Here is a 19,594-nt window from a genome sequence, read left to right as displayed (position 1 = left end):
GGAGGGGAGGAGGCAGGGCGGGCGTACGGAACTCCGGCGCGCCCGCGGGGTCTGAGCCCGGGATGTCAGTGGCGGTTAAGCCAGCCCGCCGCTATCCTAACCCGTCCATTCGGGCGCATTCGACCCGATCGGGCCTTATCGACGGGGCGGCGCGATCCGCCCCGTGCCATTACTGGAGATACCCACGAATGAAGTTGCGTTTGATCGCTGCCGCCGTCGCGGCTTTGGCTCTGACTGCCGGCAACGCCGTCGCGCAGGACACTTCGTCCGAGAAGGGCAAGCTGAGTTACGCCCTGGGCTACGAATGGGGCCGCACCGCCGTGGAAAGCGGCGAGCAGATCGATGTGAATACCGTGCTCAAGGGCTTGCAGGACGGCTACGGCAAGAAGGAGCCCTCGGTTCCGGTCGACCAGCTGCGCACCGCGGTCAAGAACATGCAGCAGCGCCAGGAAGCCCGCGCCAAGGCCGAATGGGAAAAGACCGCCGCCACCAACAAGACCAAGAGCGACACCTACCTGGCCGCCAACAAGGCCAAGGCCGGGGTCAAGACCCTGCCCAGCGGCGTGCAGTACCGCGTGATCGAGAACGGCACCGGCGCCAAGCCCACTCAGGCCAGCACCGTGCAGTTGGAAGTCGCCGGTCCCTACGCCTGGGGCGAGCGTCCGGCGCAGGCGCGTCCGCCGCAAGCGATCCCGGCCATCAAGGTCAGCGAGATCGAAATGCAGGCCATGCGCGAAGTGCTGCTGCAGATGCCGGCCGGTTCGAAGTGGGAAGTGACCCTGCCGCCGGACAAGGCCTATGGCGCCGACCCGCGCACGCCGTTCCCGCCGAACGTGGCGGTGCAGTTCGAACTGAAGCTGGTCAGCACCAAGTAAGCGCTCCCAGCCGTAACACCGTTGCGCCGGCCTTGCCGGCGCAACTTTTTTCGGGGGCTTGCATCGCGGCCGTAGCGCCACGATCTAAGTCCCGAGCCCGCCGCGATACGGCGGCGCGTTGGACCCGGCCACGGCCGGTGCGTTGCGGCCCCCGGGCCGCCTTGAACGGCCGCGCCGACCATCGCGGCCCGGTGGTGCGGTGAGATGAGCTTCCAATTCCGTGCAGTGCTCAGTCCTTGCATCGGCGTCTGCACGCTGGACGAGCAAGGCCTGTGCCTGGGCTGCTTCCGCACCACGTCCGAGATCGCGCGCTGGTCGCAGATGAACGACGACGAGCGCCTGCGGCTGATGGAACAGGTGCTGCCCGAGCGCGAGTCGCGCCGGCGGTGAGCGTGCTGCCGCCCGACGTCATCCAGCACGACCTGATGCGGTTCGAGCGCATGCCGCACGACCGCATGCCGCATGACGTCCCGCGCCTGCGCGAGGCCCTGCGCCCGCTCACGGCCGAACCCGACGGCGACGCCTGGAACCTGGACGAACTCGACGGCCTGCTGCCGCCCGATGCCGTGCCCGCGCGCGCGGCCGTGCTGGTGGGTCTGGTGCCGCGCGCCGACGGCACCCGCGTGCTGCTGACCCGGCGCACCGACGCCCTGCGCCAGCACAGCGGTCAGGTCAGTTTCCCCGGCGGCCGCATCGAAGCCGACGACGCCGACGCGGTGGCCGCGGCCATCCGCGAAACCGGCGAGGAGATCGGCGTGCCGCCGGCGCAGATCGCACCGCTGGGCTACCTGGACCCGCTGGCCACGATCACCGGCTTTCGCGTGCTGCCGGTGGTGGCCATCATCGACCCGGCCTACATCGCCAAGCCCGATCCCGGCGAAGTCGCGGCGGTGTTCGAGGTCGCGCTGTCCTATCTGCTGGATCCGGCCAATCTGGCCCATCACCAACTCGAATACCGCGGCCGTCCGCGCCAGGTGCTGGAATTCCGCTATCCGGACCAGCGCATCTGGGGCGCGACCGCGTCGATGCTGTTGAACCTGCGCCAACGCCTGGAGGCGATCGCATGAGCGACTGGACCACGCTGGTAGCGGCCGAGGACCTGGCCGCGCAACTCGGCCGCGACGACCTGGTGGTGATCGACGCGCGCGCCGCGCTCGCCGACCCGGGCAGCGGCGAGGCCGCCTACCAGACAGCGCACATTCCCGGCGCGCGCTACGCCCATCTGGACCGCGACCTGTCCGACCACCGCAAACGCAACGCCGGCCGCCATCCCTGGCCGGACGCCGCCGACTTCACCGCCGCGCTGCGGCGCTGGGGCGTGTCGCCCGGCGACCAGGTCGTGGCCTACGACCACGGCGACGGCGCGCTGGCCGCGGCGCGGCTGTGGTTCCTGCTGCGCGCGCTGGGCCACCGCCGGGTGGCGGTGCTGGACGGCGGCTGGCAGCGCTGGACCGCGCTGGGCCTGCCCACCGACGCCGTGGTGCCCACGCCGCAGCCTTCGCAGTACCAAGCCGAGTTCGACCGCCACCGCTTGTTCGACGCCGATGCCGTGCGCGCGCATGTCGATGCCGGCGGCCTGCTGATCGACGCGCGTGCGGCCGAGCGCTACCGCGGCCAGACCGAACCGCTGGACCGCGTGGCCGGCCATGTGCCCGGCGCGCGCAACCACCCCTATGCGCAGAACCTGCGCGACGGCCGCTTCAAGCCCGCCGACGAACTCGCCCAGGATTTCGCCCAGACCCTGGGCGCGCAGCCCGCGCACAACACCGTGGTGATGTGCGGCTCCGGCGTGACCGCCTGTCATCACCTGTTGGCGATGGAGCACGCGGGGCTGCAGGGCGCGGGGCTGTTCACCGGCTCGTGGAGCGGATGGATCGACGATCCCTCGCGGCCGGTGGCGACGGGCGAGGAGTGATCGATGTTGCCTTCCCCTTTGTTGAGGGGGAATCCACAGCAAAGAAGTGTCGGCTCTCGCGCTTTACTTACCCAACTTCGCAATCAGCGCCTTCAACGCCTGCTGCGTCGACGGCTCGTACCAGGATTCGATGAAATGCTGCAGCCGGATGTGCTCGGGCTGCATCGCTTCGATCAGATCGGCGCGGGCGACGCTGCGGGTCTGCAGCATGGCCTGGCGCGGCAGCGTCAGCAGCTGTTCCAGCCACACCCGCGCGCGGATCGCGACGTGGTCGATCTCGACTAGCTCATCGACCAGGCCCACGGCCAGCGCGGCTTCCGATTCCAGCATTTCGCCGGCCACCAGCAGGCGTTCGGCGCGGTAGGTGCCGACCACGCGGCGCATCAGGCGCTGGATGCCCTCGGGCGCGACCAGGCCGACCTGGGTTTCGTTGAGGCCGATGCGGTAGGGGCCCGAGGCCATCACCCGATAGTCGCAGCACAGCGCCAGCACGCAGCCGCCGGCGGGCGCGTGGCCGGCCAGCGCGGCCACCACCGGTATCGGACTGGCGGCCAGCGCCAGAGCGGTGTCGAAGAAGGTCTGCCAGGCGGTCATCAGCGCGTGGCGGTCGTCGCCCAGCGACAGCAGGTAGGGCACGTCCAGGCCGGCCGAGAACACCTTGGGGCCGCCGCTGAGCAGCACGCCTTGCGCGCCTTCGGCGATCGCCGTGCCCAGGGCGTTGCGCAGGTCGTGGCAGAGCGCGGGGTTGAGGGCGTTGACCGGCGCGCGCGCCAGCTGCAGTTCGACGATGTCGCCGTGGCGGAGGGCGGTGACTAGGCTCATGGGGCTTCCTGGGACGATTTGTCGCAAGCGGGCGTCGTGGTGACGACGGGGTTGGGCCTTATCATAGGGCCATGCACAGCCCCCGTAGCCGACGCGCGTTCACTGTTCTGGCCCTGGCCGCCGCGCTGTGCGCGGCATCGGTTTCGGCGCAGGCGCGCGGCTGCAGCGCGCGCGTGGTCGAGGGCTGGGTGCGGCTGCCGCCGATGGCCATGCCGATGATGGCCGGCTTCGGCCGCATCGAGAATCCCTGCGCCACGCCGCTGACCATCGTCGGCGTCAGCAGCCCGGCCTTCGGCGACAGCTCGCTGCACGAGACCCGCCTGGTCGACGGCGTCAGCCGCATGCGCGCCATGCCCGAGCTGCGCATCGCGCCCGACGGCAACGCCGTGCTCAAGCCCGGCGGTCTGCACCTGATGCTGATGCAGCCGCATGCGCCGCTGAAGCCGGGCAGCAAGGTGGTGGTGGAATTCAAGCTCAAGGACGGCGGCGTGCTGCGCGGCGAGCTGGAAGCGCGCAAGCCCGCGCCGTAAGCGTGCGGTCGCGCGCTCAGCGCGGCAGCGTCGGCTTCAGTTCTGCCCACGGGGACGCGCGCAGGTCTTGCGCCGCCTGATCCAATAGCCAGTCGCGGAACGCGCAGATCTTCGGGCTGCGCCGATGCGCGGTGGGGTACACCAGCCAGTAATCGCGATGGTCGCGCAGCACCTGCGCGAACGGCTGTGCCAGGCGGCCGGCCTCGAGTTCGGCGTGGAAGAACAGCGGCGAGGTGATCGCCGCGCCGTGTCCGGCGATGGCCGCGGTGACTTCGTACTGTTCCACGCCCAGGTCCACGCCCGGTCGCGCCGACAGGTCGGGTTCGGCGATCCCGGCCGCGATCAGCCACGACCGCCACCAGCGTTCGCGCCCCATGCGCAACAGCTTCAGCAGATCCTGCGGGCGCTGCAGCGCGCCGCCTTGCAGCAGCGCGGGCGCGCACAGCGGCGTGTACAGGCTGGGCAGCAGGTAATGCGACGTCAGCCCGGGCCAGCGGCCTTCGCCCACGCGGATGCCGACGTCGAAGTCGCCCTGGCTCAGGTCCACCAGCGGCACGCCGGTGTCCAGGCGCACCGCCAGCCCCGGCCGTGCCAGATGGAAGGCGCCCAGGCGCGGCACCAGCCAGTTGGCGGCGATGGTCGGTAGCGAAGTGATGGCCAGTTCGCTTTCCGAACGTTCCAGCGTGCTCGAGAACGCGCTGCGCAGGTTCTGGAAACTGTCGAGCACCGCCGGCGCCAGACGTTCGCCGGCGCGGGTCAGCGCGACCTTGCGCGGCAGGCGCTGGAACAGGCTCAGTCCCAGGCGCTGCTCCAGCTGTTTGATCTGGTAGCTCACTGCGGCCTGGGTCATGCCCAGTTCCTGCGCCGCGGCGGTGAAGCTGGACAGGCGCGCGGCCGCTTCGAAGGCGCGCACGGCGCTCAGCGGGGGCAAGGCATGGCTCGGGTTATTCATAAATTGACCTTATGCATAAAGGGCGCATTTCGCGTTGTGCGCCTGGCGAGATACGCCATAACCTCGCGGAAATAAGCCGAATGCTGCTGATCCGCTCCCGCCTGCTTTCACTATGTGCCAAAAGTAACGCTAGGGCAAATGCACGAGCGGATAGCAGCCTGGGCCCCGTCTCCCCGCCACCTGGAGCTTGCATGCGCTGGAATTCCCGCTTTGAACCGCTGCCCTGCGTCGCCGTGCTGGCGCTGTGGCTGACGCTGGCCGCCGTCGCCTCGGCGCAGGCGCCGGCCACGCCCGAGCAGGTGGTGCGCCGCCACGCCCAGGCCTGGAGCGAGGGCGACGTGGCCGGGCTGCTGGCCTTGTTCGACGAGGACGCACGCAGCTACGACCGCTCGCGCGATCCGCTGCGGCTGGCCGGCGCACGCTCGCAAGCGATCGGCAGCAAGGCGCAGCTGGCCGACTACTTCAGCCGTGCCGTGCGTTCGCCGCTGGCGCGCGAAACGGTCGAGCACATCGCCGTGGTCGGCGACCTGGCGATCGCCGCCGGCTATTCCGCGCAGCCGCCGGACTATAGCCAGCGCATGCGCTTTCTCACCGCCTTCCGCATACGCGACGGCCGCATCCACGACCTGTGGCATATCGCCTGGCTGCCCGAGCAGGCGCCCGCCCAGCCCGATCCCAGCCGGACCGTCCGCGCGCTGATCGAGGCCAACAACGCGCGCGACGCCGACCGCTTTCTGAGTCTGTTCGATCCGCAAGCGCGCAACTTCCGCCACTCCGCCGATCCGCGCCAACTGGCCGAACAGCCGTCCAAGACCCTGGTCGACGCGGCCAGCCGCGAGCGCTACTTCCGCAAGTACTTCGCCGGCACGCCGGTGCAGGTGCGGGCGGTGGCGCTGTTCTCGGTCGGCGACCTGGTGGTGGAGCAGTCGCATGTGAGCGGCTTCGCCGACGCGCCCGGCAAGCGCGTCAATGAGGTATCGATCTACCGCATCCGCGACGGGCGCATCGTCGGCGATTGGCTGCTGGCCGAGGAAACGCTGCCGGCCGCGGTGCAGGGGGCGCAGCCGTGAGCCGGCTCGCGCTTGCCTGCCTCGGGGTGTTGCTCGCGGCGCTGACGCCGGTGGCGGCGGCGGCCGACCGTCGCGCCGAAACCGTGGTGCTCAAGGATTTCGCCGCCCTGGGCAGCGGCGACGTGGACGGCCTGGCCGCGCAGTTCGCACCGCAGTTCGAGATGTACGGCCTGCCCGCCGAGCCGCTGGCGCTGGAAGGCAAACTGTCCACGCGCATGCGCACCCGCGAAGAGCTGCGCGCCTTCTTCCGCACCGCCTTCCTCGATCAACCGCCGGCGCCGCACCGGGTCGAGCAGATGCTGTCGCTGGGCGACCTCGTGGTCGTGCGCGTGGCCACGCACCTGCCCGACGGCACGCCGCCGGATCATGCCTTCACCGCGTTCCGGGTCGGCACCGACGGCATCGAGCGGATCTGGCATATCGCCCGCGAAGCCGACGCCGGCCCGCAGTCCGGACAGGATGCACTCGAGGTGGTGCGGCGATTGGGGGAGGCCAACAACCGCGGCGACGCCGAGGCCTTCGTCGCGCTCTACCACCCGCAGGCCAAGCACTTTCACGCGCGCCACGCGCGCGACCGCTTTGGCGGCGCGGAGTCGGCCACGCCGCCCGATGCGGACGCACGCCTGCGCTACTACCGCGAGCTGTACGCACGCGGCGCGCCCGCGCAGGTGAGTCTGATCGACAGCGTGGCGCTGGGCGAATGGGTGGCGGCGCTGGAACGCTACCGCGGCGGCGGCCGGCCCGAGCGCGAACACCTGAGCCTGTACCGGGTGCGCGACGGCGCGATCCTGGCCGAATGGCATGTGGCGCCGTGAGCGACGCAAGCCATGACCGGCGTAATGACTGGAGCCGCACGATGATCGATCGCCGCCGTTTTCTGGTGTCCACGCTCGCCGCCGCGACGGCCGCCTCCTTGCCCGCGTGCTCGCGCGCGCTGGCGGCCGGAGCCGAAGGCGACGATGCCGCGTTGGCGCGCGTGCTGGAGCGCATGTTCCAGGCCTATGCACGCGACTTTCCCGAGCAGCTGAGCAGTCAGGGGCTGGATCGCGGCGCGCAGGCTTCCGCGCGCCGTCGGCTGGGCGATCGTTCGCTGGCCGCGCGCGAGCGCTTCGTCCGCGAGCAGCGCAGGTTCCTGCGCGAACTCGATGCCATCGACGCGCGCGCCTTGCCCGCGCCGGCCGCGGTGAGCCTGCGCGCGGCGCGTTGGCTGAGCGCGTCCTACGTGCAGGGCGCCGCTTACGGCTACGGCGCGCCGCAGGTCTCGCGGCCGTACGCGTTGAGTCATCTCGACGGCGCGCACATGGACGTACCGGCGCTGCTGGAAGAAGCCAGCCACTGGATCGCCGATGGCGACGGTGCACAGGCCTACCTGGAGCGCCTGGCGGCGTTGCCGCTGGCCATGGCCCAGGACGGCGAGCGCGCGCGCGAAGATGCCGGACGCGGCGTAGTGCCGCCCTTGGCGGTGATCGAATCGGCGCTTGCGGCGCTGGCCGCGCAGCGCGATCTGCCGGTCGGACAGCAGCCGCTGCTGAGCGCGTTGCGGCGCGCGACCGCGTCGCTACCGGGCGCGGCGGCGTGGCAGGCGCAGGCCGAACGCATCGTGCAAGGGCCGCTGCGCACCGCGTTGCAACGGCAGGTCGCGCTGCTGGAATCGTGGCGCCCGCAGGCCGGCGCGATGCCGGGTGTGGGGCGCCTGCCCGAGGGCGAGGCCTACTACCGCTGGGCGCTGCAGCACAACGCCACTCAGGCGGTGGACGCGACGGAACTGCATCGGCAGGGGCTGGCGCAACTGGCCGAACTGGACGCGCGCATGGACGCATTGCTGCGTGCGCAGGGCTTGACCGAGGGATCGGTGGGGCAGCGCTACCTGGCGCTGTCGCAACAGGTGCAGCACCGTTACGCCGGCAACGAGGCCGGCGCGGCGCAGTTGCGGCGCGATCTGCAGTCGCGCGTGGATTCGCTCTGGCCGCTGTTGCCGCGCTATCTGGCCATATCGCCGGCATCGCCCCCCGATGTTCGCCGGCTGCCGCCGCTGGCCTCCAGCCTGCGCTCCCCCGACGTGCCGCGCTGGGAAGTGGTATCGCACGGCTATCACGAGACCCTGGGCCACTACGTCCAGGTCGAGCGCGCGGCGCAGGCGCGCACGCCGCGGCTGTTCGACGCGATCAACCTGCCGGCGTTCCACGAAGGCTGGGGCCTGTATTGCGAACGCCTGGCCGAAGAGATGGGCGTGTACGCGGACCAGCCGCTGATGGCGCTGGGCTACCTGCGTTCGTTCCGCTATCGCGCCATGAATCTGATCGCCGACACAGGCCTGCATGCGCTGGGTTGGAGCGGCGAACGCACGGCGGCCTTCATCGCCGACACCGGCGGCCTGGCGCCGGCCGCGGCGATGGCGCGGGTGAACCGGCATAGCGTCACGCCGGGGCAGGGCGTGGCCTTCAAGTGCGGGCACAACGCCTGGACCCAGGCGCGGCGGCGCGCGCAACAGGCATTGGGCGAGCGCTTCGATCCGCGCCGCTTCCATGACGCCGGCTTGCGCCACGGCGCGGTGCCGTTGGCGGTGCTGGACGCGGTGGTCGACGATTGGATCGCGGCGGGCGGGTGAATGCTTCAGGCGCGAGCGTAGGGTGCGGTGCCAACCGCACCCATCGCACCCCGCCCGGTTTTTGCGATCAGCCCTTGATCGCCTGCAACACCGCCGCCGGCAGCGGCACCGGACGGCCGCTGGCGCGGTCGATCCAGACCACCACCACGTGGCCGTCGCAGTACAGCGTGGCGCCGTCGGCCGAGACGATGCGGTGGCCGATGGTCAGGCTGGTGCTGCCGATGCGCTCGGCGTACAGTTCCACCGCCACCTCGGACGGGTAGGGGATGGGCGCACGGTAGTTCAACTGCACCGCCGCCAGCAGCGGCGCCACCGCCTCGGTCACCCACTCGCCGTTCCAGCTGGCGAACCAGCGGATGCGGGTTTCTTCCAGGTAGGTCAGGAAGTTGGAGTTGTTGACGTGGTTGAACGCGTCCAGGTCGCGCCAGCGCAACTCCAATGGAGCGCGGAACAGAGGCGCGGGCGTAGCGGTGTCGGTCATGCGGCGGACTTCTTCTTGGCTTTGGACTTGCTGCCGGCGGCGGGCTTGCGCGCGGTCGCGGCGGCGGCCTGCGGCGGGCCCAGCAGCGGCTTGAGGAAACGGCCGGTATGCGAATGGGCCAGGGCGGCGATCTGCTCGGGCGTGCCGGTGGCCAGGATGCTGCCGCCGCGATGGCCGCCTTCCGGGCCCAGGTCGATGACCCAGTCGGCGGTCTTGATCACGTCCAGGTTGTGTTCGATCACCACCACGGTGTTGCCGTCGTCGCGCAGGCGGTGCAGCACCGCCAGCAGGTGCTCGATGTCGTGGAAGTGCAGGCCGGTGGTGGGCTCGTCCAGGATGTACAGGGTGCGGCCGGTGTCGCGGCGCGACAGCTCCTTGGACAGCTTGACGCGCTGCGCCTCGCCGCCGGACAGGGTGGTCGCGCTCTGGCCCAGCTTGATGTAGCTCAGGCCCACGTCCATCAGCGTTTCCAGCTTGCGCGAGATCGCCGGGATCGCCTCGAACAGGCCCAGCGCATCCTCGACGGTCATTTCCAGCACGTCGTTGATGTTGTAGCCCTTGTACAGGATCTCCAGGGTTTCGCGGTTGTAGCGCTTGCCGCCGCAGACGTCGCAGGGCACGTACACGTCCGGCAGGAAGTGCATCTCGACCTTGATCAGGCCGTCGCCCTGGCAGGCCTCGCAGCGGCCGCCGCGCACGTTGAAGCTGAAACGGCCCGGCGAGTAGCCGCGCGCGCGCGCCTCGGGCACCTGCGCGAACAGCTCGCGCAGCGGCGTGAACAGGCCGGTGTAGGTGGCCGGGTTGGAGCGCGGAGTACGGCCGATCGGCGACTGGTCGATGTCCACGACCTTGTCGAACAGTTCGATGTTGTCCACCGACTTGTACGGCGCCGGCGTGTGCGAGGCGCCGTTGAGCTCGTTGGCGGCGATCGCGAACAAGGTGTCGTTGATCAGGGTGGACTTGCCAGAGCCCGACACGCCGGTGACGCAGGTGAACAGCCCCGAGGGGATCTCCAGATCCACGTCCTTGAGGTTGTTGCCGCTGGCGCCGTGCAGGCGCAGCGTGGTCTTGGGGTTGGGCTTGTGCCGGTTCTTCGGGATCTCGATCCGGCGCTGGCCGCTGAGGTACTGGCCGGTCAGCGAGCGCGGCGCCTTGAGCACGTCGGGCAGCAGGCCCTGGGCGACGATTTCGCCGCCGTGCACGCCGGCGCCGGGGCCGATGTCGACGATGTAGTCGGCCAGGCGGATCGCGTCCTCGTCGTGCTCGACCACGATCACGGTGTTGCCCAGGTCGCGCAGGCGGGTCAGGGTGCCGAGCAGGCGCTCGTTGTCGCGCTGGTGCAGGCCGATCGACGGCTCGTCGAGCACGTACATCACCCCGACCAGGCCGGCGCCGATCTGGCTGGCCAGGCGGATGCGCTGGGCCTCGCCGCCGGACAGCGAGTCGGCCTTGCGCTCCAAGGTCAGGTAGTCCAGGCCCACGTCGACCAGGAAGCGCAGGCGGTCGGCGATTTCCTTGACGATCTTGACCGCGATCTCGCCGCGCCAGCCCGGCAGGTTCAGCGCCTTGAAGAAGGCCAGGGCCTCGTCCACCGGCAGCACCACCAGCTCGGGCAGCGGGCGTTCGGCCACGAACACGTTGCGCGCGGCGCGGTTCAGGCGCGCGCCGCCGCAGTCGGTGCAGGCGCGCTCGCTGATGTACTTGGCCAGTTCCTCGCGCACCGCCGCCGACTCGGTCTCGCGGTAGCGGCGCTCCAGGTTGGGCACGATGCCTTCGAAGCGGTGCTTGCGCTGGCTGCGGCCGCCGCTTTCGGTGATGTAGTTGAAGTTGATCAGTTCGTCGCCGCTGCCGTAGAGCACGGCATTGCGCACTTTTTCCGACAGCGACTGCCAGGGCGCGTCGACGTCGAACTTGTAGTGCTTGGCCAGCGACTGGATCAGCTGGAAGTAGTAGGCGTTGCGGCGGTCCCAGCCGCGCACCGCGCCGGCCGACAGCGACAGCTCCGGATGCACCACCACGCGCGAGGGATCGAAGAACTGGGCCACGCCCAGGCCGTCGCAGGTGGGGCAGGCGCCCACCGGCGAGTTGAACGAGAACAGGCGCGGCTCCAGCTCCGGCAGCGAGTAGTCGCAGACCGGGCAGCTGTACTTGGACGAGAACAGCAGCGGCGGCGCGTCGGGGTGGTCCAGCGACATCACCTGGGCCATGCCGTCGCCGAGCTTGAGCGCGGTTTCGAACGACTCGGCCAGGCGCTGCTTGATGTCCTCGCGCGGCTTGAAGCGGTCGATCACCGCCTCGATGGTGTGCTTGACCCGCAGCGCCAGCGGCGGCACCGCGTCGATCTCGTACAGCGCGCCGTCCACGCGCACGCGCACGAAGCCCTGCGCGCGCAGCTGCTCGAACACCTGCGCATGCTCGCCCTTGCGGTCGCGCACCACCGGCGCCAGCAGCATGTAGCGCTGCTCGCGGCCGGCCTCGGTCTCGCCCAGCGCCACCACCTGGTCGACCATCTGGCTGACGGTCTGCGCCTCCAGCGGGTAGTGGTGGTCCGGGCAGCGCGGCGAGCCCACGCGTGCGTACAGCAGGCGCAGGTAGTCGTAGATCTCGGTGATCGTGCCGACCGTCGAACGCGGGTTGTGCGAGGTCGACTTCTGCTCGATCGAGATCGCCGGCGACAGGCCTTCGATGTGGTCGACGTCGGGCTTCTCCATCACGCTGAGGAACTGCCGCGCATACGCCGACAGCGACTCGACGTAACGGCGCTGGCCCTCGGCGTAGATGGTGTCGAAGGCCAGCGACGACTTGCCGGAGCCGGACAGGCCGGTGATCACGATCAGCTTGTCGCGGGGGAGGTCGAGATCGATGTTCTTGAGGTTGTGCGTCCGCGCGCCGCGGATGCGGATGAAGTCCAGCGCCATCGGGTGCCTGCAAGGGGGGAGGGCCGCCGACGCCAGGGGCGACGGCGAACAGAAGAGCGTATCGAGTGGCGTAGATGGGGGCAAATGCCGGAAACGGAAGGGTGGGCGGGGGTGGTCTCAGGGGGTGAGACTGGGGCGCGGGTTAAGAGCAAATCTCCCGAGCCCCCCTTTTTCAAAGGGGGAACAAAAGCAAAGGCGGCGAGGACGACTCCGGTTGGACGGATCTGTCACAAATGCGCCCGCTGGCTAGGGATGCGGCCATTGCGGTTCCCCCCCTTTGAAAAAGGGGGCTAGGGGGAATTTGCTTTTGCTCCGCCCAAAAAAATTCGCCGGCGCAAACTGCGCCGGCGAGGGCCTGGAGAGAGGCCGTTGAGCCTGCAGCCGCCGGAAGCCCCGGCGGCTGCGGTTATGCCGCCGTTTACTTGATCAGCCTGAAGCCCAGCCCGCGGCTGCCGTCGGGCGCCGACTTGGTCTCGATCGCCGCCGGGTTCACGCCGTTCACGATCAACAGCACCTTGACCGCCTCGGCGCGCTGCTTGGACAGGTCGATCTGGTCGTCCGAGCCGCCGGCCGGGCCGTAGATCTCGATGCGCGTGTTGGCCGGCGCGGCCTGGATGGCCTTGGCCGCCTCGGCCAGCGCGTCCAGGCTGCCGGCGGAGATGCGCGCGCTGTCGCCTTCGAAGCCGATCGGGGTCTGGTTCAGCGCCGCGACCACCGCCGCGGCCTCGGCCTTGGCCGGCAGCGCGGCCAGCGCCGCGTTGGCCGGGCCGGCGCCCACGCCTTCGAACAGGCCGGTGTAGGCATAGCCGGGGTAGAGCTGGCGCACGCGGTCCAGCAGCGCGGCGCGGTCGGCCTCGGCGACCTGGCCGGCCAGTTCGATGCGCCGGCCTTCGAAACTGACCGCGGCGCCGGGCTGGGTGAAGGCGGCGGCGAACTGCGGCAGTTGCGCGGCCCAGTCGGCCGGGCGCGCGTACGGGTCCACCGCCAGGTCGCCGGACACGCGCTCGGCGCCGTAGGCATGGGCGAGGGCGGCGACGATGGCCTGCTTGGCCGCGTCGCTGTCGACGTTGCCATCGTAGCGCAGCGCGCCGTTGTTGTTGACCAGGCTGAGCTTGGCCTCGTAGCGCGGGACCGGCTTGGCCTGTTCGGCCGCTGCGGTGTCGGCGGCCTCGCCGCCGCGGTTGCAGCCGGCCAGGCCGGTGGCGGCCAGCGCCAGGGCCAGCGCCCACACCGCCGTCGGGCGGCGCGAGCGCGGGGAAATCGGGGAATCGGGGTGCATGAAAACTCCGGGTATCGCGTGGGGAGTCGCTGGCAGCATCGCTAGGGCCTGCCGTGCGGTAGCGCGGAAATCCGCCGCCGACGGAGCCGGGCGCCGCCAGGGCGCCCGACGCCGTTGGAGGGCCCGGCGTACCGGGCCCTCCTGCGGCTAACCGCGATCAGCGCTTGGACGAGGCGTACTCGATCTCCACCGGATCGGCGCACTCCTGCGTACCGTTGTTGCACAGCTTGTAGCTCATGGTGCCGGTGCCGATGATCCGGAAGGTATCGGTGGCGGCTTCGTTGTTGCGCACGGTCTTGAGGATCGCGCCGTTACGGTAGATGTCGATGTTGCGCTTGCCCTTCTTCCAGGTCAGGTCCACGCGGGTGCGGTGGTTGGTCAGCGGGGTGGCTTCCGCTTCGACCGCGCGCGGCCAGTTGGCGTCGGTGAAGCTCGGGTACAGCGACACGCCGGCCGAGTTGCTGAAGCCCTTGACCGTCACGTACCAGATACCGCCCTGCGGCGCCGGGAAGAAGCAGTTCTCGTTGTTGCCGGAACTGAACGGACGGCAGTCGTAGGAGGTGTTGGTCGGCGGGGTGCCGCGCTTGACGTAGATGTCCGCGTCGCCGGTGCCGCCGTACATGGCGAACAGCAGGTTGGACGCGCCGTTGGGCACCAGCAGCTGGTAACGCACGGTGGCGCCGGCCAGCACTTCGATGCCGGTGACGGTGACGCCGTTGCTCAGCTCGATGGCCGGCGGCGGTTCCGGCGCCGGCGGCGGATCGGCCGGCAGCGGTTCGGCGCCGGAGGCCACGGCCACCGCGTAGCGGGCGTCGATGATGCCGGCGCCGCAGGGCTTCTCGTAGCTGCAGCCGCTGGCGAAACCGCCGGAGGCGTAAGCGGTGTTCTCCAGGATCTTCTTGATCTGCGCCGGGGTCTTCGGCGTCGGCGCCGCGGCTTGCATCAGCGCGACCACGCCGGCCACGTGCGGAGCCGCCATCGAGGTGCCGGCCATCCAGGCGTAGCCGTCGCCTTCCTGGCCCTGCAGGCCCAGGTTCAGGGTCGACAGGATGTTGTCGGCCGCCGGGTTCACGCCGGAACCGCCGGGCGCGGCCACGTCGACCACGCTGCCGAAGTTGGAATAGCCGGCCAGCGCGCCGGTCGGGCCCACCGCGGACACGGTGATCACGTCGTTACAGCTGGCCGGCGAGTAGCCCGCGGCATCGGCCGAGGAGTTGCCCGCCGCCACCACCACCGTGGTGCCGCGAGCGGCCGCGGCGGTGAACGCCGCCTGCTCGGCCACCGAGCAGGCGCCGCCGCCGCCCAGGCTGAGGTTGATGACTTCGGCCGGAGTGGCGTTGGCCGGCACGCCGGTCACGGTGCCGCCGGAGGCCCAGGTCACCGCGTCGATGATGTCCGACTCGTAGCCGCCGCACTTGCCCAGCACGCGCACCGGCTGGACCTTGGCGCCGAAGGCCACGCCGGCCACGCCGACGCTGTTGTTGGTGGTCGCGGCGATGGTGCCGGCCACGTGGGTGCCGTGCCAGCTGCTGTCCTCGGGGATGCCGAAGATGTTGCACTCGCCGTCGTGCCAGTCGCCCGGATCGTTCGGGTCGGCGTCGCGGCCGTCGCCGTCCACGCTCACGTCGGTGTCGATGATGAAGTCGTAGCCGGCCACCAGGTTGCCGACCAGGTCGGCGTGCGGCGTGCTGCCGGTATCCAGCACCGCGACCACCACGCCGTCGCCGGTGCTCAGGTCCCAGGCCGGTTCGGCGTTGATGCCGCCGGGGCCGTTCTTGTAGTGCCACTGCTGCGCGTAGCCCGGGTCGTTGGGCACCAACAGCTTCTGGCGGAAGCGGTCGGGCTCCACCGCGAGCACGTTGGGATCCTTCATCAGCTCGATCATCAGCGCCTTGCTGGCGGCGCTGTCGAGCTTGCGGTCGGTGCGGATCAGCGCCGCGCCGGTGCCCAGCGTGCGCATGGGCGCGATGCCCAGGCCCAGCGCCTTGGACGCGGCCGACAGCTGCGTGCCTACCTTGGCCGCCGACGCGCTCTTGGCGCTGGCCGAGCCCTTGTAGGTGATGATGAAGCGGTCTTGCCGCACCGGCTGTTCCTTAGCCGACTGCGCCGCTTGCGGGGACAAGGTCGAGACCTTGGTCTTGTTGGCCGTCGGCAGCTTGCCGCCGGAGTAGGCCGCCGGTGCGACCACGATCGCGGTGGCGATGGCCAGTGCGGTCCATTTCATCGAACGTGCTTTGCGAGTCATGACAAACATCCTTGGTTCGTAGCTCGTGAATCCCGTTGCCTCCCCTAGCGGCTTCGGGTGCGGGTCCGCGGCCTTAGCTCTCTTCTCCTCGCCGCGGGACTGGGGTTCGCGTGCCACGCATCGACGCCCGTCCCGGGCGGCGCGTGGTCGCGATGTGGGGTTGGAAACCGTGGAGCCCAGCGTGGCGCAGCGCGGTCTCCGACGCTGCGACGCGAGCGCAGGCCGCGCGGCGCATCGAATGCACGCGCGTGCTGCGGCGACGCTTGCTGGTGTGAGCTGGCTGGGTGCGCGCGGACGCGCGGCGCACTTGGCTGACGAATGAAGCGAATAGGCTGGACGATTCCAGTCGCATGCAGAGGCCCCTGTGTTTGGAACCGGCGCGATGCGCCGCGTCCGCACGCGCAACTGCGCGGCGACTCGGCCTCCGTGCCGGTTCCTGCAACGCGACCCCCTGCAGGCGCGTCGTAAGGAACGTAAACAAATGCAAACGATGCGCGCAAGTGGCACGCACTGCGACCAAAGTCGGTGCCGGAGCGTTGCGATTCGGTAACGCGCGCGGCGATGCGCAGGCTCGCTTGCGCTGCATTCGATGTGCAAAACGCCATGAAATTCGGTGTTTACACAGCCGCCTTCACGAATGCGAATGCGCGCGATGCAACGTGCTTGCGCCAGCGCTTTTCCCCAACGCGAGCATTCGCGCGGAATCGCGATACTGTGAGCGAAGTCGCGATACGGGAAATTCGTGCCTCAGCCGCGCAGCGACAGCAGCGCCGCCAAGACCATCGCCAGCAGTGCGACGACCACGATCGCCCACCGCCGCGCGCGCGACGACGCCGACGCGGGTGCCGGTACAGGTTCGTCAACGCGGTGCCCATCGGCGGGGTCGCGATGCGGCGCATCGTCGTGCGCGCGGTACAGCGGCGCATCGCTGGCCGACAGGGGGCCGAGCCCGGCATCGCGCACCGCTTGCAGGCCGGCGGGCTCCGCTGCGGCCGGGTCGGCCGCGGGCGGCCACTCCGCCGGTCCCGGCCAGCGCCCGTCCTCGCCCAGGCTGTCCACCGCTTCGGGCAGCAGCGCGGCCGAGGCGCTGGCCACCACCGCGGCGGGCAGGTCCAGGCGCGCGGCCAGGTCGGCCAGTTCGCGCTCGCCGAACACCCGCTCCAACTGGTCGGCGGTGAGCGGCCGGTTCGGGCCCGGTGCGACCCAGGAGCCGGCCAGGTCCTCCAGACCCTGGGCCCGGAAGGCGGCCAGGAAGCCGGCCGGGCCGCCGCGGGCGGGGTCGAAGATCCGGTCCAGCCAGGCCGCGAGCAGCGCCCGGGCCTGGTCCGGGGCCAGCCCATGACGGCCGGCGAGGGGTTCCAGCAGGTGATCGAACATGGCCTGGGTCCCGCACGGAGTAGGGGCCGCGGGGTCCGTCGCAGCCCGGCCACTACAGCACGGGCGGCGTTAAGCCGGCGCCAGCCGCCGGCTGCGGTCCGCCGGATGGGGGTGCTTGCTCTAACTTGCTGAACCGCTTAGAATTCCGCTTCTGTCCGCCCGGTTCCGGGTGCGGCAGCGACCAAAATAACTACAGAGGAATCTGGTCATGTACGCAGTTGTAGTCACCGGCGGTAAGCAATACCGCGTGATGCAGGGCGAAACCCTGCGCGTCGAGCTGCTCGATGCCGAAGTCGGCGCCGAGATCAAGCTGGACAACGTTCTGATGCTGGGCGGCAGCGATGGCGTGAAGGTGGGCGACGCTCTGAAGGGCGCCACCGTCTCGGCCAAGGTGGTCGGCCACGGTCGCGCCGACAAGGTGCGCATCGTGAAGTTCCGCCGCCGTAAGCACCATCGCAAGCAGATGGGCCACCGTCAGCATTACACCGAAATCGAAATCATCGGCATCGCCGGTTAAGAGGAGCAGCAGCCATGGCACACAAAAAGGGCGTAGGTTCCACCCGTAACGGCCGCGACTCCAACCCGAAGTACCTCGGCGTGAAGATGTACGGCGGCCAGGCCATCGAGGCCGGCAACATCATCGTGCGTCAGCGCGGCACCCAGTTCCACGCCGGTTCGGGCGTCGGCCTGGGCCGCGACCACACGCTGTTCGCGCTGGTCGACGGCAAGGTCGAGTTCTCGACCAAGGGTCCGAAGAAGCGTCGCACCGTCAGCGTCGTCGCCGGCGAGTAATCCCGCTGCGAGACGTTGCGAGGAGCCCCGCTTCGGCGGGGCTTTTCGTTTGCAGGCCGGGATTGGGGATGGGGGATTCGCGATTCGCAAAAGCGACTCTCCCGGCCCCGCTCCCTGCGAATGTCCCGGCAGGCTCCTGCTTTAACGAATCACCCCATCCCGAATCCCGAATTCCCATGAAACTCGTAGACGAAGCGGAAATCCAGGTCATCGCCGGCAACGGCGGCAACGGCTGCGTCGGCTTCCGTCGCGAGAAGTTCATCCCGCTGGGCGGGCCGGACGGCGGCGACGGCGGCGATGGCGGCAGCGTGTACCTGGTGGCCGACGAAAACCTCAACACCCTGGTCGACTTCCGCCACCAGAAGCAGTTCCGCGCCAAGCGCGGCGAGAACGGCATGGGCCGGCAGATGTACGGCAAGGGCGGCGAGGACCTGGTCATCACCGTGCCGGTGGGCACCGTGATCACCAACGTCGAAACCGACGAGGTCATCGGCGACCTCACCACCCACGGCGACCGCCTGCTGGTGGCCAAGGGCGGCAAGGGCGGCCTGGGCAACATGCACTTCAAGAGCTCGGTCAACCGCTCGCCGCGCAAGGCGCTGCCGGGCCTGCCGGGCGAGGAGCGCATGCTCAAGATGGAGCTCAAGCTGCTGGCCGACGTGGGTCTGCTCGGCTTCCCCAACGCCGGCAAGAGCACCCTGATCCGCGCCGTGTCCGCGGCCACGCCCAAGGTGGCCGACTACCCGTTCACCACGCTGTATCCCAATCTGGGCGTGGTCAGCGTCGAGGCGCACCGCAGCTTCGTGATCGCCGACATCCCCGGCCTGATCGAAGGCGCGGCCGACGGCGCCGGCCTGGGCGCGCAGTTCCTGCGCCACCTGCAGCGCACCCGCCTGCTGCTGCACCTGGTCGACATCGCGCCGATGGAAGGCGGCGTGGAGGGCGTGAGCCCGGCCGAGCAGGTGCGCGCGATCGAACACGAGCTGCGCAAGCACGATCCCGAACTGCTGGCCAAGCCGCGCTGGCTGGTGCTCAACAAGGCCGACCTGCTGCTGGAAGAAGAGCAGCAAGCCGCCGCGCAGGCGGTGATCGACGAGTTGGGCTGGAGCGACCGCTGGTACCTGGTCTCGGCGATCGGCCGCGAAGGCACCTGGCCGATCATGCTCGACGTGATGGCGTTCTTCGACCGCCAGCGCGAGGACGCGTTGGAAGCCGCGAACGCCGCCGGCGACCATGCGCCCTGAGCCGCATTCGCGCTCTATACCGTTGGTTTCCAAGCGCGCCTGCCGCACGGCGGGCGAGGGCGACTTCGTGCCGGCTTCACCTGGCGCTACGATGATCGCGCCCATGTTCGCCAAGGCGCGCGCGACCCGCAAAAACAAAAACCCGGCCGAGGCCGGGTTTTTGCGTGCTTGCGCGGCCGTAGCCGCGCAACGCGAATCAGGCGGCGGACAGCGCCTTGATGCGGGCCGACAGGCGGCTCTTGTGGCGCGCGGCCTTGTTCTTGTGGATCAGGCCACGGGCACTGAAACGGTCGAGGATCGGCTGGGCGACGTCGAACGCGGACTTGGCACCGGCGGCGTCGTTCTCGCCGAGGGCCTTCAGCACCTTCTTCACGGCGGTACGCAGCATCGAACGCTGGCTGGCGTTACGGGCATTGCGCACGACCGTCTGCTTGGCGCGCTTCTTGGCGGACTTGATGTTTGCCACGGGTGTGGATTCCTGAAAGG

The 19,594-nt window shown here is 70.0% G+C and carries 17 protein-coding genes and 1 pseudogene; 10 read left to right on the top strand and 8 right to left on the bottom strand.

Annotated features, from left to right (window positions below):
* The first annotated feature begins 188 nt into the window (after positions 1–188).
* From DX914_RS07715 to DX914_RS07700, 3 genes and pseudogenes are all read left to right on the top strand, one after another.
* Entirely contained in the window at positions 189–875 is a 687-nt protein-coding gene (locus tag DX914_RS07715; protein WP_115858413.1) for an FKBP-type peptidyl-prolyl cis-trans isomerase N-terminal domain-containing protein, read from the top strand.
* Positions 876–1,079: 204 nt separating this feature from the next.
* A pseudogene (locus tag DX914_RS07705) lies at positions 1,080–1,942 on the top strand (NUDIX hydrolase).
* The gene (locus DX914_RS07700) at positions 1,939–2,790 is read left to right on the top strand and encodes a sulfurtransferase (RefSeq protein ID WP_115858411.1); all 852 of its coding nucleotides are present in this window, start codon (positions 1,939–1,941) and stop codon (positions 2,788–2,790) included. Before DX914_RS07705 ends, DX914_RS07700 begins: the two are co-directional and overlap by 4 nt.
* A gap of 63 nt (positions 2,791–2,853) precedes the next feature.
* Here the strand turns inward: DX914_RS07700 and DX914_RS07695 are convergent, their stop codons facing one another.
* Positions 2,854–3,612 carry an enoyl-CoA hydratase/isomerase family protein gene (locus tag DX914_RS07695; RefSeq protein WP_115858410.1) on the bottom strand — a complete coding sequence of 253 codons (759 nt, stop codon included), beginning with the start codon at positions 3,610–3,612 and terminating at the stop codon, positions 2,854–2,856.
* Positions 3,613–3,683: 71 nt separating this feature from the next.
* Between DX914_RS07695 and DX914_RS07690 the strand changes: the two genes are divergently transcribed.
* A complete protein-coding gene (locus DX914_RS07690) occupies positions 3,684–4,142 on the top strand; it encodes a copper chaperone PCu(A)C (RefSeq protein WP_115858409.1) in 459 nt (152 codons plus the stop codon).
* A 16-nt stretch (positions 4,143–4,158) separates the two neighbouring features.
* On the opposite strand, the gene DX914_RS07685 is transcribed toward DX914_RS07690, so the two are convergent.
* Complete coding sequence (locus tag DX914_RS07685; RefSeq protein ID WP_115858408.1) at positions 4,159–5,094, bottom strand: LysR substrate-binding domain-containing protein; 936 nt, start codon at positions 5,092–5,094, stop codon at positions 4,159–4,161.
* Positions 5,095–5,285: 191 nt separating this feature from the next.
* Between DX914_RS07685 and DX914_RS07680 the strand changes: the two genes are divergently transcribed.
* The 3 genes from DX914_RS07680 to DX914_RS07670 are packed head-to-tail and all read left to right on the top strand — an operon-like array spanning position 5,286 to position 8,772.
* Positions 5,286–6,164: a nuclear transport factor 2 family protein gene (locus tag DX914_RS07680; RefSeq protein ID WP_158549212.1), complete on the top strand. Its 879-nt coding sequence runs from the start codon at positions 5,286–5,288 to the stop codon at positions 6,162–6,164.
* Complete coding sequence (locus DX914_RS07675) at positions 6,161–6,979, top strand: nuclear transport factor 2 family protein (RefSeq protein ID WP_147300625.1); 819 nt, start codon at positions 6,161–6,163, stop codon at positions 6,977–6,979. Before DX914_RS07680 ends, DX914_RS07675 begins: the two co-directional genes overlap by 4 nt.
* A 41-nt stretch (positions 6,980–7,020) precedes the next feature.
* Entirely contained in the window at positions 7,021–8,772 is a 1,752-nt protein-coding gene (locus DX914_RS07670) for a DUF885 domain-containing protein (protein WP_158549211.1), read from the top strand.
* Between the two features lie 67 nt (positions 8,773–8,839).
* Here DX914_RS07670 and DX914_RS07665 read toward each other — a convergent pair whose 3' ends face one another.
* The 5 genes from DX914_RS07665 to DX914_RS07645 all read right to left on the bottom strand — a co-directional run bounded on the left by DX914_RS07665 (position 8,840) and on the right by DX914_RS07645 (position 17,072).
* Positions 8,840–9,253 (bottom strand): acyl-CoA thioesterase, encoded by a 414-nt coding sequence (locus DX914_RS07665; protein WP_115858404.1) that lies wholly within the window; start codon positions 9,251–9,253, stop codon positions 8,840–8,842.
* Positions 9,250–12,171: an excinuclease ABC subunit UvrA gene (gene uvrA, locus DX914_RS07660; RefSeq protein ID WP_115858403.1), complete on the bottom strand. Its 2,922-nt coding sequence runs from the start codon at positions 12,169–12,171 to the stop codon at positions 9,250–9,252. The genes DX914_RS07665 and uvrA overlap by 4 nt, the downstream gene beginning before the upstream one ends.
* Before the next feature lie 418 nt (positions 12,172–12,589).
* Positions 12,590–13,450, bottom strand: coding sequence for an OmpA family protein (locus DX914_RS07655; protein WP_158549210.1), 861 nt, complete (start codon positions 13,448–13,450; stop codon positions 12,590–12,592).
* Between the two features lie 157 nt (positions 13,451–13,607).
* On the bottom strand, positions 13,608–15,695 hold the full coding sequence (locus DX914_RS07650; RefSeq protein ID WP_158549209.1) for a S8 family peptidase: 2,088 nt from the start codon (positions 15,693–15,695) through the stop codon (positions 13,608–13,610).
* Between the two features lie 747 nt (positions 15,696–16,442).
* Positions 16,443–17,072: a YidB family protein gene (locus DX914_RS07645; RefSeq protein ID WP_115858400.1), complete on the bottom strand. Its 630-nt coding sequence runs from the start codon at positions 17,070–17,072 to the stop codon at positions 16,443–16,445.
* A gap of 208 nt (positions 17,073–17,280) precedes the next feature.
* Between DX914_RS07645 and rplU the strand changes: the two genes are divergently transcribed.
* The 3 genes from rplU to cgtA all read left to right on the top strand — a co-directional run bounded on the left by rplU (position 17,281) and on the right by cgtA (position 19,108).
* Positions 17,281–17,589 carry a 50S ribosomal protein L21 gene (gene rplU, locus DX914_RS07640; RefSeq protein ID WP_115858399.1) on the top strand — a complete coding sequence of 103 codons (309 nt, stop codon included), beginning with the start codon at positions 17,281–17,283 and terminating at the stop codon, positions 17,587–17,589.
* A 14-nt stretch (positions 17,590–17,603) separates the two neighbouring features.
* Complete coding sequence (gene rpmA / locus DX914_RS07635) at positions 17,604–17,864, top strand: 50S ribosomal protein L27 (protein ID WP_115858398.1); 261 nt, start codon at positions 17,604–17,606, stop codon at positions 17,862–17,864.
* 176 nt (positions 17,865–18,040) lie between these two features.
* Positions 18,041–19,108 carry an Obg family GTPase CgtA gene (gene cgtA, locus DX914_RS07630; protein ID WP_115858397.1) on the top strand — a complete coding sequence of 356 codons (1,068 nt, stop codon included), beginning with the start codon at positions 18,041–18,043 and terminating at the stop codon, positions 19,106–19,108.
* 196 nt (positions 19,109–19,304) lie between these two features.
* Here cgtA and rpsT read toward each other — a convergent pair whose 3' ends face one another.
* On the bottom strand, positions 19,305–19,574 hold the full coding sequence (gene rpsT, locus DX914_RS07625) for a 30S ribosomal protein S20 (protein WP_115858396.1): 270 nt from the start codon (positions 19,572–19,574) through the stop codon (positions 19,305–19,307).
* Positions 19,575–19,594: the final 20 nt, after the last annotated feature.

The sequence above is a fragment of the Lysobacter silvisoli genome (genome assembly GCF_003382365.1).
GTDB classification, from domain to species: domain Bacteria; phylum Pseudomonadota; class Gammaproteobacteria; order Xanthomonadales; family Xanthomonadaceae; genus Lysobacter; species Lysobacter silvisoli.
This window is presented reverse-complemented; position numbering and strand designations above follow the sequence as displayed.

Bases quoted from the DNA above. Each gene is read 5' to 3' on its own strand.
- DX914_RS07695 (WP_115858410.1), bottom strand. From the start codon at position 3,612: ATGAGCCTAGTCACCGCCCTCCGCCACGGCGACATCGTCGAACTGCAG.
- DX914_RS07690 (WP_115858409.1), top strand. From the start codon at position 3,684: ATGCACAGCCCCCGTAGCCGACGCGCGTTCACTGTTCTGGCCCTGGCC.
- DX914_RS07685 (WP_115858408.1), bottom strand. From the start codon at position 5,094: ATGAATAACCCGAGCCATGCCTTGCCCCCGCTGAGCGCCGTGCGCGCC.
- rplU (WP_115858399.1), top strand. From the start codon at position 17,281: ATGTACGCAGTTGTAGTCACCGGCGGTAAGCAATACCGCGTGATGCAG.
- DX914_RS07670 (WP_158549211.1), top strand. From the start codon at position 7,021: ATGATCGATCGCCGCCGTTTTCTGGTGTCCACGCTCGCCGCCGCGACG.
- DX914_RS07655 (WP_158549210.1), bottom strand. From the start codon at position 13,450: ATGCACCCCGATTCCCCGATTTCCCCGCGCTCGCGCCGCCCGACGGCG.
- DX914_RS07715 (WP_115858413.1), top strand. From the start codon at position 189: ATGAAGTTGCGTTTGATCGCTGCCGCCGTCGCGGCTTTGGCTCTGACT.
- DX914_RS07700 (WP_115858411.1), top strand. From the start codon at position 1,939: ATGAGCGACTGGACCACGCTGGTAGCGGCCGAGGACCTGGCCGCGCAA.
- rpmA (WP_115858398.1), top strand. From the start codon at position 17,604: ATGGCACACAAAAAGGGCGTAGGTTCCACCCGTAACGGCCGCGACTCC.
- DX914_RS07665 (WP_115858404.1), bottom strand. From the start codon at position 9,253: ATGACCGACACCGCTACGCCCGCGCCTCTGTTCCGCGCTCCATTGGAG.
- DX914_RS07645 (WP_115858400.1), bottom strand. From the start codon at position 17,072: ATGTTCGATCACCTGCTGGAACCCCTCGCCGGCCGTCATGGGCTGGCC.
- uvrA (WP_115858403.1), bottom strand. From the start codon at position 12,171: ATGGCGCTGGACTTCATCCGCATCCGCGGCGCGCGGACGCACAACCTC.
- DX914_RS07680 (WP_158549212.1), top strand. From the start codon at position 5,286: ATGCGCTGGAATTCCCGCTTTGAACCGCTGCCCTGCGTCGCCGTGCTG.
- cgtA (WP_115858397.1), top strand. From the start codon at position 18,041: ATGAAACTCGTAGACGAAGCGGAAATCCAGGTCATCGCCGGCAACGGC.
- DX914_RS07650 (WP_158549209.1), bottom strand. From the start codon at position 15,695: ATGACTCGCAAAGCACGTTCGATGAAATGGACCGCACTGGCCATCGCC.